The sequence below is a fragment of the Cytobacillus sp. NJ13 genome, assembly GCA_030348385.1.
GTDB lineage: Bacteria > Bacillota > Bacilli > Bacillales > Cytobacillaceae > Cytobacillus.
In genome coordinates, this window is record JAUCFP010000006.1 from 3,910,037 (window position 1) to 3,925,237 (window position 15,201).

Below are 15,201 nucleotides of genomic sequence, written 5' to 3' on the forward strand. Positions count from 1 at the left end.
GGAAAATATGCAGACAAGTATTTTAAATGAAAAGCTATTCATTGATGGACAATGGATTCACTCGGAAAATACACACAAAGTATATAACAAATATACCGGGGAGCTCTTTTCAGAGATTGGCATAGCTGATGAAAAGCTGGTGGATCAAGCGATTGCAGCTGCTGTATACGCACATAAAAACACCGCATTTACCCCGGATTACCGCTATAAGGTTTTAATGCGTGCAGCAGAGCTGCTGCTAAGTCATGCCGAAGAATTTGCTCAAATTATTGCCAAGGAAGGCGGGAAGCCTATCACTGATGCAAGAGCAGAAGTGAATCGTTCAGCATCGACATTCCAAATTGCTGCTGATGAAACAAAAAAGCTCGTAGGGGAAATTATCCCAAATTATAACGTGCAGGGAAGATTCCTTTATACAATAAAAAAGCCTGTGGGAGTTGTTGCAGCAATTACCCCGTTCAACTTCCCGCTAAATCTTGTTGCACATAAAGTTGCTCCGGCCTTGGCAGCGGGTAATCCAGTTATTCTTAAGCCGGCATCTGATACAGCGACAATTGCTATAAAACTATGTGAACTGCTCGAGAAAGCAGGAGTTCCGAGAGGATACCTGCAATGTGTAGTAGGAAGCGGGGGCACAGTCGGTGAACAGCTCCTGAATGATGAAAGGATTGCGCATTATACATTTACAGGTTCACCTGGAGTAGGCAAACATATTCAAAAGACAATCGGGTTAAGAAAAGCAACCTTAGAGCTGGGCTCCAACTCTGCCACTATCGTTCATAGTGATTCGGATATTAATAAGGCTGCTGCCAAGCTTGCAAAAATGTCATTTGCACATGCCGGGCAAATATGCATTTCAGTTCAGAGGATTTTTGTTCAGAAATCTGTTAAAGAGAAGTTCCTTGAAAAGTTTTTGCAGGAAGTTTCCTATCTTAAGGTGGGGGATCCTTTGGATCCGAATACGAATGTCGGCCCTATGATCAATGTGAAGGAAGCTGAACGCATTGAGCAATGGGTAAAGGAAGCTGAAGAGGATGGAGCAGTCATTTTAACCGGGGGAAAACGAGAAGGCAGTATTTTTTACCCAACCGTAGTTACAAATGTGAGAAAAGGGATGAAAGTTTCCGATGAAGAGGTGTTCGCTCCTGTCGTTACCGTCGCAGATTACGAAACAATTGAAGAAGCAATTGAGCTTGTGAATGACTCGAAGTATGGTCTGCAGGCTGGAATATATACTTCCGATCTGAGTTTATCTTATAAAATTCCTTACATGCTTGAAGTAGGCGGTGTTGTTATTAATGATACTTGCTGCTTCAGGACTGATCAAATGCCTTATGGAGGCGTGAAAGAAAGCGGAAATGGCAAGGAAGGTCCGGCTTATGCGATACAAGAGCTCGTGGAAACTGTGACGGTCGTTGTAAATCTAGAAGAATGATAAATAGGTTCATATAAAAAGAGAAAGAGCTGATAAGATTGGACACATTTAAGATAGCCGTTATTCCAGGTGACGGCATTGGACCGGAAGTAATTGATGAAGGCGTCAAGATTATGAAAAAGGCAGCAGAGCTGGATGGTCGTTTGCAGTTCGAATTTACGTATTTTCCTTGGGGCTGTGAATTTTATTTAAAGAATGGAAAGATGATGGATGAAGACGGGATTGAACAGTTAAAGTCTTTTGATGCAATCTACTTGGGAGCCGTCGGCTATCCGGGGGTGCCAGATCATATCTCTCTTTGGGATCTGCTCCTGAAAATCAGGAAGGAATTTGACCAGTATGTAAATATTCGTCCTATTACACTATTAAATGGTGCACCCTGTCCGCTTACTGGCGGAAATAAAGAAAACATCGATATGCTATTCATTCGTGAGAATAGTGAAGGTGAGTATGCAGGGGCCGGGGATTGGCTTTTTAAAGGCAATCCCGAAGAAGTCGTTTTACAGACAGGGGTCTTTTCCCGGAAAGGTACGGAGCGCATCATCCGGTATGCTTTTGAAACAGCGTCCAAAGCAGGGAAAACACTGACCAGCATAAGTAAAGGAAATGCACTTAATTATTCCATGGTATTTTGGGATCAAGTGTTTGAACAGGTGAGCAAGGAATACCCCCAAGTTCAGACCTATTCCTATCTTGTTGATGCAGCAGCTATGTACATGATTAAAGATCCTGCAAGGTTCGAGGTTGTTGTAACCTCCAATTTATTTGGAGATATTTTAACAGATTTGGGTGCAGCGCTAGGAGGCGGCATGGGGCTGGCGGCCGGAGCCAATATTAATCCTGAAAGAATATTCCCGTCAATGTTTGAGCCAATTCATGGTTCAGCACCGGATATCGCAGGGAAAGGGATAGCCAACCCGCTGGCTGCAATTTGGTCAGCCAGCCAGCTTTTTGATTTTCTCGGCTTTAACGATATAGGAGAGAATCTGCTCAGCTGCATCGAAAAAACACTGGAAGAGAAAAGGGTTCTTACTCTAGATCTCGGCGGATCCGCTTCCACTTCAGAAGTTGGTGCGCGTGTTAGTGAAATTTTAACTGAAATGGCAATAGCACAATCTTCGGTATAACATTCACTGTGGAACAATAGAGAAGGCAGCGCTATTTCGGATAGCGCTGTTTTTCCTATTGAACATACGCCGGCAAAAAGGTGCGGATTGAAGTCGGTTATTATAGCTGAGCAAAGGAGACTTGCCGATGATTCAAAAAATAGCAGTTATTGGGGCTGGAACAATGGGACATAGTATTGCCCTTAATTTTGCCCTATATGGCCTTAATGTAAATGTATATGACCCAGATTGGAAAAGTGTTGAAAAGGCTAAAGATGAGATTCTTAGGCAGCTGGACTTATTACAGGAAGTAGGAAATATAGATATCCAAAATAAAATCAATACGCTCAAAAGTATCCATTTCTATACCAGCTTAAAAGAAACAGTAGCAGATAGAGAATTTGTGGTGGAAGCCGTCCCTGAGAATCTGGAATTAAAACAAGATCTTTTTAAGAAATTAGATGATTATTGTCCTCCAAAGACTATTTTAGCAAGTAATACTTCAAGTTTGGATTTGGAGAGCATGATGGCAAAGGTAAGCGAAATGAGAAAAAAAAGAATCCTGATAACTCATTGGTATAACCCTGCGCATATCATGCCGCTTGTGGAAATTTCGAATTTTGGAAACAACCATCAAGATGTGTATGAAGATGTGAAAAGCTTGCATATGCTCATTGGCAAACAATGTATAGAAGTACTAAAAAATATTCCTGGTCTGGTGGCAAATCGAATTCAGCAGAGTGTGGCAAGAGAGGTATTCTCCCTGATGGAGCAGCAAGCTGCATCTCCCGAGGATATTGAAAAAGCGTTAATGTTTGGCCCTGCATTCCGATACGCCACAACAGGGCAATTAATGATTGCTGATATGGGCGGATTGGATATATGGTGCACGGTAGGTGATAACCTGCTGAAAGATATGGAAAATAGGCAATTCTCCAGCCCTCTGCTAAGAGAGAAAACATCTGAAGGAAAGCTGGGGTTAAAATCCGGCGAAGGTTTTTTTAAATATCGAAAAGATGAAGCAGAGGAAATTAAGAAACAGTTTAATAGAAAGCTCCTTCATCAGCTAAATGCCTCCCAATATTATATGAATCATATTATTAAATGAAAGGATGATTATCTTGAAACTAATAACCTTTAAAGACAAGGACGGGACTATTAAAGCAGGGTGGATAGAGAAAGAACAAGTTTTTGATATGGAAAAGGCAAGCGGGGGTAAACTGCCTGGCTCAATACTTGGTTTTCTGGAACAGTTTGAAGAAAACTATAATCTCGCCAGCCAAATTGCTGGCCATGATCAATTGGGCACGTACAAGCTAAACGAAATTGAACTTTTAGCGCCTTTGCCGAACCCTAGAAGTGTGCGGGATTTTATGGCATTTGAAGGTCATGTCGCGACTATAGCAGCCAAAAATAAGCAAAATGTTGTGCCAGAGTGGTATGAGATTCCGGTGTTTTACTTTACGAATCACCATGCCATTACAGGGCCGAATCAGAAAATCAAGCGCCCAGCCCAATGCAGTGAACTGGATTATGAATTGGAAATTGCTTGTATCATAGGCAGAGAAGGCAGAAATATAAGTGCTGAACAAGCTGAAGATTATATAGCAGGGTACACCATTTTGAATGACTGGTCTGCACGGGATCTGCAAATGAAGGAAATGAAGGCGGGATTAGGACCAGCCAAAGGCAAGGACTTTGCTACATCGATTGGACCGTATATTGTGACAAAGGATGAACTGGAAGAATTCCGAGATGGAGACAGATTAAACCTGGAAATGACAGCTAAAGTTAATGGAAAGCAGCTATCTAAGGGAAACTTCAAACATATTCATCATTCATTTGAACAAATGATTGAGCGGGCATCCTCGGATGCGACCCTATATCCTGGAGATATCATTGGGTCAGGTACAGTTAGTACGGGCTGTATCCTGGAATTAGGAACGGATATTCACAGTTGGCTTCAGCCGGGGGACGTAGTGGAACTTGAAATTACCGGTTTGGGTAAACTCACCAATGAGATTATGTAATGAAGCAGCTTTTCTTTTTCGGACTAAACTGGATTTGGAGAAAGAGAGGAGAATAAGATGTATTTGAGTCAGCAACATTTTAAATTTTCCATGCCAACAGAAATTATCTATGGCATGAATAGTGTTAAACATAAGCTTCCAGCAACAATAAGAAGCCTTCAAAAAGCAAAGGTCTTTGTTGCCACTGACCCAGGACTTCTTAATACAGGAATAATAGATGCGGTTACCTCATTATTAAATAAGAACGGCATTGATACAGTCGTGTTTGCTGATGTTGAGCCGAATCCCCATGCACAGACTGTTATGAAGGGTGCACAGATGTATAAACAGGAATCCTGCGAAATGATCCTTGCCATAGGGGGAGGAAGCCCCATGGACTTCGGAAAAGCGGTAAGTGCGATTGTTGCCCATGAAGGACACATCCTGGATTATCGTCGCGGTCAAAAGCCCCTCCATGAAGATATTCCTTTACTCATTGCTATTCCTACGACGGCTGGAACCGGTTCGGAGGTGACTCCCGTCTCGGTGATTACCGATCATGAGGCGGGCAGAAAATATGTAATCGCTTCCCCAATGCTTGCACCAAAGGCGGCCTTTATCGATCCAAGTTTAACCACTTCACTTCCGCGGCATGTCGTTTCAGCTACTGGAGTGGATGCTTTAGTACATGCCATTGAGTCTTATACATCACTTAAATCAAACCCAATAACAGATGGATTAGCCTTTAAAGCAATCAAAATGATTAAGGAAAATTTGCCGGCAAGCTATGCGCACCCGGATAACCTTGAAGCCAGGGCACAAATACACCTGGCCAGCACAATGGCAGGTATATCCTTTGGAATGGCGGGCGTAGCACTAGTCCATTCTTGCTCGCATCCGATGTCGGCTTTATATCAGGTGCCTCATGGACTTGCGAATGCCATATTGCTGCCGCACATTATAGAACATAACTTAATAGCTAACTATGAAAAGTATGCCAATATTGCAAGGGTTTTTGAACCGTCGCTGACATTCGAAAATGATAGAAATGCTGCAGGGAAACTAGCTCCATTGCTTAAAGAGTTTAATAAAGCTCTGGATATTCCAGATAATTTTAGTTATCTAAAGCTAGATTTTACGGATGAAATGGTGGATCGCTTAACTATAGATGCCATGAATGATTTAGGCACGATTCCTAATAATCCCCGGAAAGCAGATAAAGAAGATATTCGTCAAATTTATAAAAAAGTATTGCCGATGGCTTTAAGTTTAGAAAAAATTCGGTTAAATTAAATTGTTAGAAGGATGCGAACCTATATCGTTTGCATCCATTTTTATTTTGATAGGCGATTTATAATTCTAAAGTGTACAATGCAAATTTGCAAAGTTCACATTCGGCAAAATTCGGGTGGTGCCTGTCACTAGGTAAATTCTTCAATTAAATGGTAATATAGGATTGGGAGGGTGATTTATGAGAAAGGTTCTATATTTTGTTTTTGCTGTCCTGATTTTGGCCGCTTTGAGCGGGTGCAATAAGGAAATTAAGCCGCAGGATCGCTTTTCACAGTATGTGGAGCATTGGAATAAGCAGGAGTTTGAGAAGATGTATGAATTCCTGTCGAAGGATGCGAAGCAGTCGATCAGCAAAAAGGATTTTGCAGCCCGTTATGAAAAGGTTTACAAGGATTTAGAGATAGATAATCTGAAGGTAACATACAAGCCGGATATGGAAAAAGAATACAAAAAAGAAGAAAATGCGAGCTTTCCTTTTTCAGCAAGCATGGATAGTGCAGCCGGCAAGATTGAGTTTACCTATGATGCCAAGCTTGTGAAGGAGGAAAAGGAAGAGGAAGACAATTGGTTTGTTGCCTGGGATACGACTTATATTTTTCCGGAGCTGGGGCCAGAGGATAAAATCAGTTATTCAACTGTTCCTGCACAGCGCGGAGATATTGTAGACCGCACAGGTGACCCGCTTGCCTTAAATGGCACCCTTTATGAAATTGGTGTTGTTCCTGAACAGATGGGTGATCAGAAGGAGCAGACGATCAAAGGTTTGTCTTCAGCATTGGGAATGTCAGAAGAGCAGATTAATAAAAGCTTGAATGCAAGCTGGGTACAGCCAGGTTACTTCGTGCCAATTAAGAAGGTTTCCCCAGATGATAGGACAACATTAGATAAAGTGTTCGCACTAAAAGGTGTCCTGAAGCAGGATGTCAAAGGCAGAGTCTACCCGATGGGTGAGTCGGCTGCTCACCTAATTGGCTATGTTGGACAGATTACAGCAGATGAAATGAAAGAGCGTGAAGGCTATTCAAGCACTGATATAATCGGAAAAAGAGGACTTGAACAGGTCCTTGAGGAACGTTTGAAAGGTTCAAATGGAATTAAAATTGGAATCAAGAAGAAAGACGGTTCTGAAGTGGTCCTCTCTGAAAAACCGGTAGAGAACGGTGAAAATGTTCAGCTTACCATTGATATGAACCTGCAGAAGTCTCTTTACACAGAGCTGGGTGGAAAGCCGGGAACCGCAGCAGCGATCGATCCGGTTACCGGAAATACGCTGGCGCTCGTCAGCAGCCCGAGCTTTGATCCGAACCAGGCTTCACTCGGGTTTACCGCGGATGAGTGGAAGGCAATGGAAGGCAATAAGGACATGCCGCTTCTGACACGATTTAAGCAAACCTATGCGCCAGGTTCAGTGATGAAGCCGCTGACAGGCGCAGTCGGACTGACAGAAGGAACATTAACGCTTGATGAAACGATTAATGTTAAGGGCCTTCAATGGCAGAAGGACAGTTCATGGGGCGGCTATAAAGTCACTCGTGTTAAAGACCCCGGGGGACCGGTCAACTTTGAAAAAGCCATGATGTATTCGGATAATATCTATTTTGCCCAGCAGGCCCTTGAACTGGGAAATGAAAAGTTTTCAGCTGGACTTAAGAAGTTCGCGTTTGAAGAGGAAATTCCATACGCATTCCCGCTGGAGCAATCCAAAATTGGCGGTCTGGATACTGAAATTCTTCTGGCTGATTCTGGCTACGGCCAGGGTCAGGTGGAAATGAGCATTGTCCATCTTGCAGCGTCTTATACACCTTTCATCAATAAGGGTTCCATGATCAAGCCTGTTCTCCTGGAAGAAGAAGAAAAGGGCCAGGTGCTGAAAGAAGCTGTCATGAGCGAAGAAACAGCGAACACAGTGGCAGCCGCAATGGCTAAAGTAATCCAGGACCCAAGCGGAACCGGCCGTGCTGCTTACATGAAAGATTATACGCTGGCTGGGAAAACAGGAACAGCCGAGCTGAAGAAAAGTGCAAATGAAAAGGGCCAGGAAAATGGGCTGTTTGTTGCATACAATCCGCAGTCTCCGAAGCTGCTTATCGCGATGATGATAGAGGGCGTTGAAAAAAGTGGAGGGTCGAAAGTGGTAGTGGAGAAAGTGAAGAAAGTATTTGAGGAGCATAAAGGGCGGTTTTAATGCCGTAACTAATCAAGTGTTTGCATCTATAAGGTGCAGACACTTTTTTAAGAGAGTTTTCTAAAATCCCCTAGCTTTCAAAAAATGATATTTTAAGAATTATTAAGGCACCGTCACCTTATGTAACTAGGCAAGGTGCCTTCTATGTTGAACTGATAAATGGAAGTACATATAGACCATCATTTGGCATTATTGCCGCTTCTTCGTTCTCGACTGAAAAAAGCTAACAGCCTCCAAAATAAACAGCTTCTCCTGCTCACTCAGCATTCTCCAGTTTCCAGCTTTTATTTTCATTAGTAAGCCCTCCTCGATTTTTAATACTCTCGTGACAAGGACATAGTTGTAAAATTCTTACTTATCTATACCGCCTTTTTAGTAGCTTGAAACAACAAAAGTTTTTGCAAATTCTGACACGATTATTATGAAAAAAGGAGAAAAATAAAGAAAATACGTCTCTCTAAGCCCTTTCGACAATAGTTTAGGATAACCAGGCCTCAGTTCTGCACATTTCTACCTATTTCCCAAAATTTTGATTTTGAGGTAAGATAAAAGAATAGTAGATTACAGTGTTGGAGGATTCTTTATGGGCTATCGGGTACCGCTTCTGAGAGGATTGAAGGAGCCATATACAATTTCGCATCAGTTGAGGAAAGAGGAAAGTCTGTCTGGTTTATGGAAACAGGTGTTGTTATTAATCCTTTTAAGTGCGTTTGTTTTTGGGGTTAGTGCCTTCTTTGGCATTGGAAGTGAGCAAGCATCGAGAAGCTTTTTAGACCTTCCGAGAAGCGAGTATGAATTGTATAAGCTTTTCTTTGGAGCAGGGCAAGTTATCTGGGGGATCGTCTATGCCATTTTGGTCATTTTTGTGCCTTCTCTGTTCTTTTGGACCCTCGTCGAGGTCGAGTACAAAAAACTGATAAGCATTCAATTAATGGTTTTGCTGATTCTTCTAACTGAAAAGATAATCAATATTCCAATCTTTTTGTTTTTGGGGATAAATACCAATTCCTCTATATTCTCATTTGGCATTATTGCTCAAGCCTCAGCATTCCCTGAGTTAATAATCTATACGCTTTCTGCAATAACATTATTTAAAATCTGGACACTTGTCCTGCAATATAAATACTTAAAAGTCGTTTCCGAAAGAAGCCCCCGCTTTCTTATTTTGGTGTTACTCGGAACGCATCTGTTTTTTGTGATTGTTTCAGCTTTACTCTCATCCATCCACCTGGAAAAGCTTATATAAGTGAGGGGATTCTTTAATGACTTGGAAGGCAAGATTGTTAGCATGTGCTGTGGTTCTCTTTTTGGCTTGTAACATCACCCTGCTATTTCTTAAAAATGATAAAATAAACAGGACTTACCATGTTGATGAATGGACATCTGTAAAAAAACAGGATCTTCTTGAAACCATGCCGGCAAGAGGTGTATTGGCCCCAAAAGAAGAACAGCATTTTTACTATGAAAATTCAACTGGCACATTCAAAGGATTTCTCGTCGAAAAAGGTGATGAAGTTCAGCAGGGGACAGGGTTATTTGAGTATTCTCCGGATGACATTACACTCACAAAGGAAGAATTCCAAATTGAAAAGGATAAGCTGGAAAACGAACAAGAAAATCTTGAAAGCCATATAAGCGATCTGGAAAGCATGCAAAGAACCCTTTCCAGTGCACCCGTTGAAGAGGACCAGCCTAATCCGAATGTATATATGATACAAACACTTGAACGGGATATTTATGAAAAAGAGCTGCAGATTAGCAGAATTGATAGTGAAATCGAAAAGTACGAGGACCTGATCGAATCTGCGGATGAAAGTCTTTTAAATCTTACAGTAGAAAGCGAAATTGATGGGACAGTAAAAAGCATTAAGCAGGATCTCACTAATCCTGTGGTAACTGTCATTTCCAATGAGCAGAAGGTCGAAGGGACTCTTTCAGAGCAGGAAGTAAAAAAAGCTGCGGAAGGGATGAAGGTATTCATCACACCGGCAGGCAGCAACAAAAAGATTAATGGAACAATTGAAAAGATACTAAACCATCCTACTTCAGAACCACACGCAGAAACAGAGAGCCGTTATGAATTTTCTATAGCAATAGATGAATCAAACGAGCTTGAAAGCTTACATGGAGAGCATGTAGCTGTTCAAATTGTGACGAATGAAGTGATAGATACGCTGACATTACCATACCAGGCGGTTAAGAACACCAAAAAAGGCAAATATACATATGTAATTCAGTCAAATGGCCGGGTGGAAAGAAAAAAAATCAAGACAGGCATCAAGATTAATCAGACCCAGGAAGTGAAAGAAGGGATTGCGAATGGAGAGGTTGTTCTTCTGGAAAGATCGCCATTTTTAAAATCAGGTTTTCCTTTTATCACTTCAATCGAACCGAACAAATTGAAAAAGAAAGATTTAAAAGAATTGAGGAAGAAAGAAATGCTTAAGTATACAGCTAGAGGATTCCTTTCAAGATAGTAAAACCAGCAGCTCCTGAGCTGCTGGTTTCTTTATGGCTAATAAAAAGGACCTTCTTTACCGGATCGGACCCTTAACAGGATGCCGAAAAACAGGATCACGGCAGTTATCAGCCATACAATCATAAAGGCTGAGCCAAGTGTAATGGAGTTGCTTGCGTAGTCCCTGCTTAGCTCGGTATACACTATATACACTAGGGGTACTGCATTCAAAAGGAAAAAAACAATAATCGCAGCAAGCTTGCCCGGCGTCTGATGCTGGAGCTTGGAGTAAATTAAAAGAAGACTCATTAATAATAAAGATAAGGACAAAAATGTAATGATGCCTACGATGTTCATTTGATCTCCTCCTTTAGACCCCGCTACCTATATCATTCTTCAAAATATATGTATTTTCCTTCCAAAATATGAAAAAAGACACCTGTAAAAGGTGTCCTAGTAAAATCGTTTAAATCCATCAAAATGGCTCTTCCAATATGAATTATCCAGACTGGAAACTTCAACGCCTGAGGAGCCGGCGTGGATAAATTTATTATTTCCTACATAGAAACCTAAGTGAGAAATGCCTTTTTTATATGTATTCTCAAAAAATACTAAATCGCCAGGCTGTGGTGTGTTCACATAAAAAGAACGGCTAAAGTACCCTTCTGAGGAGTAGCGTCCCATTTTGGAGCCTGTCTGCTTTAAGACATAATAGATAAACCCGCTGCAGTCAAAGCCTGAAGGAGTTTGGCCACCCCATTGATATGGAACACCAATATGTTTTTGTGCTTCAGCAAGAACCGATGACGCTGTCCCATTGTCTGTGGGCTCATTATTGTTGGGCTTCCCATTAGAGACAGATTCACCTGAATCCTGGCTTGCACTTAAATTTAGCTTTTGACCAATCAGGATTAAATCAGAACTCAGTTTATTCCATGTTTTAATCTGTTGAACAGTAGTCTTATACTTAGCAGCAATGCCGCCTAGAGTATCCCCTTTTTTAACAACATATACCTCTGAACTGCCGCCATTTGAAGGTGCTGACGGTGATGGGGTGGAGCCTGTCTGCCCTTGAGTATCTCCCGAAGTGTTTCCGGCAGATTTTGAAACCTTAAAGACTTGTCCAGGGTAAATTAAATGTGTGCTAAGTCCATTCCAGCTCATTAAGTCTTTTAAACTAATATTATGATTTAATGCAATTTTAGAAAGAGTATCCCCGCTTTTAACTGTATAAGTTTTGGCAGTATTACTTGGTGCTTGCGCTGCAGAGCCGCCTGATGGCTGATTGGATTCAGGTTTTTCTGCTGCACCTGGTATTTGAAGTTGTTGATTGATTGATAGAAAATCGGAATTTAACTTATTGGCTTTTTTAATATCTGTTACAGTAGTTTGGTATTTAATAGCCAAATGATATAGGGTATCCCCTTTTTTAACTATGTATGTATCAGCGGAAGCCTGAGAGGCAAAGGCAGAAGAAAGCATTGCTGCAGCAGCAATTGAAACCATCTGTTTTTTCACTTTTCCAAATCACTCCTTGGACGTATTTTTGGTACCATTTTATCACATATATCGTCCAAAAAGATCATATTTTTACATGATTATACAAAAAAGTAACTATTATTTTACAATAATAAAGGACTGTCGACTTATGTCGTGGTGACTATTGGATGTTTTTGTCGAAAATTGCCACTTTTCCACTTATAAAGTCATTATACCTTTCATCTCTTTGAAGACGGAAAATATCAAGAGCTTGTTCCATATACTTTTTCGCCAAAACAAACTGTTTTCTGAGTTCATAATTATATCCTATATGGTAGTGAAGCTCGCCTAATAAAAACAAAAGGTCTTTCTCAATGCAGGTTTGGATGGCCACCTTGCAGTGTTCTATAGACCGTTCATAGTTTTCTAGTCTAGTATAGGCTTTTGCCATATTATAAAGGAGCCTGCTCCGAATAGTTTCATCGTTTAAGTAAATGATTTTATCTAACTGTATCCTTGCGGGCAGGTAGATTTCAAGAGAATCCCAATACTTGCCTTCTTCATACAGAAATATCCCTTTGCTCATCAAAATTTCAATTTCGCGCTCTGTCCATACTTTCTCAAATGTTAAAGAAATCGCTTTATCGACTAGTGATAGTGCTTTTTCTGCCTGATGATTGACATGGTATTCATATATGGCTTTATGCCAGAGCAGTGTTTGATAATTCTTCATATTTGCTGAAAAAAGCGGATTTTTTTCTTCAATCTCCACAATCTCTTTTATAAGGGGATAATCAAGCTTGCGCCTGGCCATTTTCAGCTGGTGTTTAACTTCCTGAACATAATCAAGCCTTGGGGTTGTTCCGTGTTCAAAGAAGTAATTGATATCAACCCCCAGCCTCTGTGAAATGAAATATAAAGTGGAAGCCAAAGGAAGGACATCCCCATTTTCAATTTTGCTGATTTGCGCTTGAGTACATATATCTTTTGCCAGGTCTTTTTGGGAAAATCCTGCTGATTTTCTTAACTCTTTGATTTTTTTTCCGATTACAGAAAAATCCAAACGATTACCCCCTGAAAAATATTCTTATAGTTATATTTACTATTAAAAATCTGCATTAACAAGAGATTTAGAACTGAAAACCATTAATAATGAGTAATAATCAATGATACATGAATTGGATATTAATGTTTTAATGAATAATGTGAAATGCATTTAGGAAAGAAACCTAACTGCAACTGATGTTTACTTTTAAATCTCCAGTTTCAGCCGCTTCCCTATCGGAAGCGGTTCTTTTTTGATTGATAACTGGAAAAGTATTGTCAAATGATAGAAAATAAAATAGAATATTGTCTAAGGATGATAGGAAAATAGGAGGAGTTAAAAAATTGCTGGGTAAAGAAGGTCTCGATACATTAAATCAGCTTTTTTTGGACATGCTTACCAAAGCATATGAAAAGGGTGTTGGGGAAAAAGAAATGAGCGTTAACCAGCTTCTATCAGAGATTGAAAATGACTTGAGAAAAATAGTTGGAAATTAACGAAACCAAATAGTATATAAAATATGAATGTAACATTAACCCTCTATATAGAAGGGTTTTTATTTTGCTTTGAAACACCCCCGGATTGAAGTAATTAATAAAGTTGCCTGCATTCAAAGCAAAAGAGATTTATAAAATTTCTAATAAATGAAAGGATATTTGCTGGTACTATCGAATAATATATAGTGGGGTTAAATTTAATTTAACTGCGAAGATGTTTTTCCCCGTTAATTTTCGTTTACAGTAGACTCTTCAATCTTAGAACTTCAAACGTACCGCATATAGACTGATGCAGTTCCTGTACACTCCTGAATCTTCAATGATACTATAATTTTTGTGGTAGGATAATACTATTAATTTTACTAAGTGAGGGAAAGCTGATGAATTTAAGTGAGTATTTAATTGGCGACAGCTTACAATCTTTTCGTCAGTATAAAGGGTTAAGTGTTAAGGAGCTGGCAGAGGGTGTATGTTCTGAGGAAGAACTTATTTCATTTGAAAGAGAGAAAGCGTATCCAAGTCTTGAAACGCTGAATCAATTAGCAAATAAAATGAATATTGATCTTACGTACTTCTTTAATATTGCTTCGAAGTCTACCATAAATTATTCTACAGCTGTTATGCAGATTATTAATAAGCACAAGCGGAATTGGAATTATAAGGCGATTTACGAAATTGTCCAAAAGGAATTGGAGAATCCGATTTTCCAGCCTGTCATGCTGAAGCAATTTTTAGTCTGGCATCAGGGAATCTGTGTGTTTTATCTTGAGAATGATTTTGATAAAGCGATCCAGCTGCTGCACGGCGCCTTAGACCTTACAAATGAAAAAAGGGTAAACTTATCGGAAAGAGAAGTCGAAATATTAACAAGCATCGCTATTTTATATAAAGATATGAACCATTATACCGAAGCTATTTCCATGTTCAAAAAAGGGCTTAATGATTTGGAAAAACTTCCGCATATCCTTGAGAGCAGAGGGAAAGTCAGGATTTTGTTTGGTTTATCCCAAGCCTTAACAGAGATCGGGGAATTCCAGGAATCCCTGGTATATTGCCAAAAGGGAATTGAGATTTGTATACATGAAGAAATACAATATTTGTTTGCTAATTTGCACTATCAAAGTGGAGAAAATTATATAAAACTTGGCAATAAAGAAAAGGGTATAGAGTTCCTTCAGAAAGCCATTTATATCTTGCAGCTGCAAAGAAATGATAAATTCATCCAAATTATTGAAACCGAAATGGAAAAATTGCTCAATAAATGTTAATATATAAATAATTCAATAAATTATGAATGAGAGGAGTTAATGTCATGAAAAAGTTAATCTTAGCTGGGGCGTTGGCTTTAGGATTAATTGGCGCTGGAGCATCTTTCACGGGGAACCTGGAGGCTGGCATTCCATCAGAGCATAGTATTGGCAAACCTGCAGAGTTAGCTGGCATTCCATCAGAACACAGTATTGGCAAGCCAATAGAGTTAGCTGGTATTCCATCAGAACACAGCTTAGGAATTCCGTCAGAACATTAATATACACTCATTTATTAAAAGCGGTGCTTACCGCTTTTTTTTGTTTTAAAATATATATTGATATTAATAGTTAGTATGAATTAAGAAATAACGGCTAGGTATTCAAATTTTTTCAATTTGAAAAGAGTTGACTTTGCTTAAGCATTAATTTCAAAAGTCAATGATT

At 39.9% G+C, this 15,201-nt stretch carries 14 protein-coding genes; 11 read left to right on the top strand and 3 right to left on the bottom strand.

The window, feature by feature from the left end; genetic code table 11:
- Positions 1-7 precede the first annotated feature (7 nt).
- The 8 genes from QUF73_19485 (at position 8) to QUF73_19520 (ending at position 10,505) form a co-directional block, all read left to right on the top strand.
- Complete coding sequence (locus QUF73_19485; GenBank protein ID MDM5228312.1) at positions 8-1,435, top strand: aldehyde dehydrogenase family protein; 1,428 nt, start codon at positions 8-10, stop codon at positions 1,433-1,435.
- A 38-nt stretch (positions 1,436-1,473) separates the two neighbouring features.
- The gene (locus QUF73_19490) at positions 1,474-2,562 is read left to right on the top strand and encodes a tartrate dehydrogenase (GenBank protein ID MDM5228313.1); all 1,089 of its coding nucleotides are present in this window, start codon (positions 1,474-1,476) and stop codon (positions 2,560-2,562) included.
- A 127-nt stretch (positions 2,563-2,689) separates the two neighbouring features.
- On the top strand, positions 2,690-3,649 hold the full coding sequence (locus QUF73_19495; GenBank protein ID MDM5228314.1) for a 3-hydroxyacyl-CoA dehydrogenase NAD-binding domain-containing protein: 960 nt from the start codon (positions 2,690-2,692) through the stop codon (positions 3,647-3,649).
- A gap of 4 nt (positions 3,650-3,653) precedes the next feature.
- Positions 3,654-4,571 (top strand): fumarylacetoacetate hydrolase family protein, encoded by a 918-nt coding sequence (locus tag QUF73_19500; GenBank protein MDM5228315.1) that lies wholly within the window; start codon positions 3,654-3,656, stop codon positions 4,569-4,571.
- Positions 4,572-4,634: 63 nt separating this feature from the next.
- Positions 4,635-5,843 carry an iron-containing alcohol dehydrogenase family protein gene (locus QUF73_19505; GenBank protein ID MDM5228316.1) on the top strand — a complete coding sequence of 403 codons (1,209 nt, stop codon included), beginning with the start codon at positions 4,635-4,637 and terminating at the stop codon, positions 5,841-5,843.
- A gap of 178 nt (positions 5,844-6,021) precedes the next feature.
- Positions 6,022-8,028 carry a penicillin-binding transpeptidase domain-containing protein gene (locus tag QUF73_19510; protein MDM5228317.1) on the top strand — a complete coding sequence of 669 codons (2,007 nt, stop codon included), beginning with the start codon at positions 6,022-6,024 and terminating at the stop codon, positions 8,026-8,028.
- Positions 8,029-8,611: 583 nt separating this feature from the next.
- A complete protein-coding gene (locus QUF73_19515) occupies positions 8,612-9,274 on the top strand; it encodes a hypothetical protein (protein MDM5228318.1) in 663 nt (220 codons plus the stop codon).
- A 16-nt stretch (positions 9,275-9,290) separates the two neighbouring features.
- Positions 9,291-10,505: an efflux RND transporter periplasmic adaptor subunit gene (locus tag QUF73_19520; GenBank protein ID MDM5228319.1), complete on the top strand. Its 1,215-nt coding sequence runs from the start codon at positions 9,291-9,293 to the stop codon at positions 10,503-10,505.
- A gap of 38 nt (positions 10,506-10,543) precedes the next feature.
- Here the strand turns inward: QUF73_19520 and QUF73_19525 are convergent, their stop codons facing one another.
- From QUF73_19525 to QUF73_19535, 3 genes are all read right to left on the bottom strand, one after another.
- Positions 10,544-10,843, bottom strand: coding sequence for a hypothetical protein (locus QUF73_19525; GenBank protein MDM5228320.1), 300 nt, complete (start codon positions 10,841-10,843; stop codon positions 10,544-10,546).
- A 96-nt stretch (positions 10,844-10,939) separates the two neighbouring features.
- The gene (locus tag QUF73_19530) at positions 10,940-12,004 is read right to left on the bottom strand and encodes a LysM peptidoglycan-binding domain-containing protein (GenBank protein MDM5228321.1); all 1,065 of its coding nucleotides are present in this window, start codon (positions 12,002-12,004) and stop codon (positions 10,940-10,942) included.
- A 142-nt stretch (positions 12,005-12,146) separates the two neighbouring features.
- Complete coding sequence (locus QUF73_19535) at positions 12,147-13,028, bottom strand: helix-turn-helix transcriptional regulator (GenBank protein MDM5228322.1); 882 nt, start codon at positions 13,026-13,028, stop codon at positions 12,147-12,149.
- A gap of 326 nt (positions 13,029-13,354) precedes the next feature.
- On the opposite strand from QUF73_19535, the gene QUF73_19540 reads away from it, so the two are divergent.
- The 3 genes from QUF73_19540 (at position 13,355) to QUF73_19550 (ending at position 15,035) form a co-directional block, all read left to right on the top strand.
- Positions 13,355-13,507, top strand: a complete 153-nt coding sequence (locus QUF73_19540) for a hypothetical protein (protein MDM5228323.1) — start codon at positions 13,355-13,357, stop codon at positions 13,505-13,507.
- 380 nt (positions 13,508-13,887) lie between these two features.
- Positions 13,888-14,775 (top strand): helix-turn-helix domain-containing protein, encoded by an 888-nt coding sequence (locus QUF73_19545; protein ID MDM5228324.1) that lies wholly within the window; start codon positions 13,888-13,890, stop codon positions 14,773-14,775.
- Positions 14,776-14,819: 44 nt separating this feature from the next.
- Positions 14,820-15,035: a hypothetical protein gene (locus QUF73_19550; GenBank protein ID MDM5228325.1), complete on the top strand. Its 216-nt coding sequence runs from the start codon at positions 14,820-14,822 to the stop codon at positions 15,033-15,035.
- The last annotated feature ends 166 nt before the right edge of the window (positions 15,036-15,201 follow it).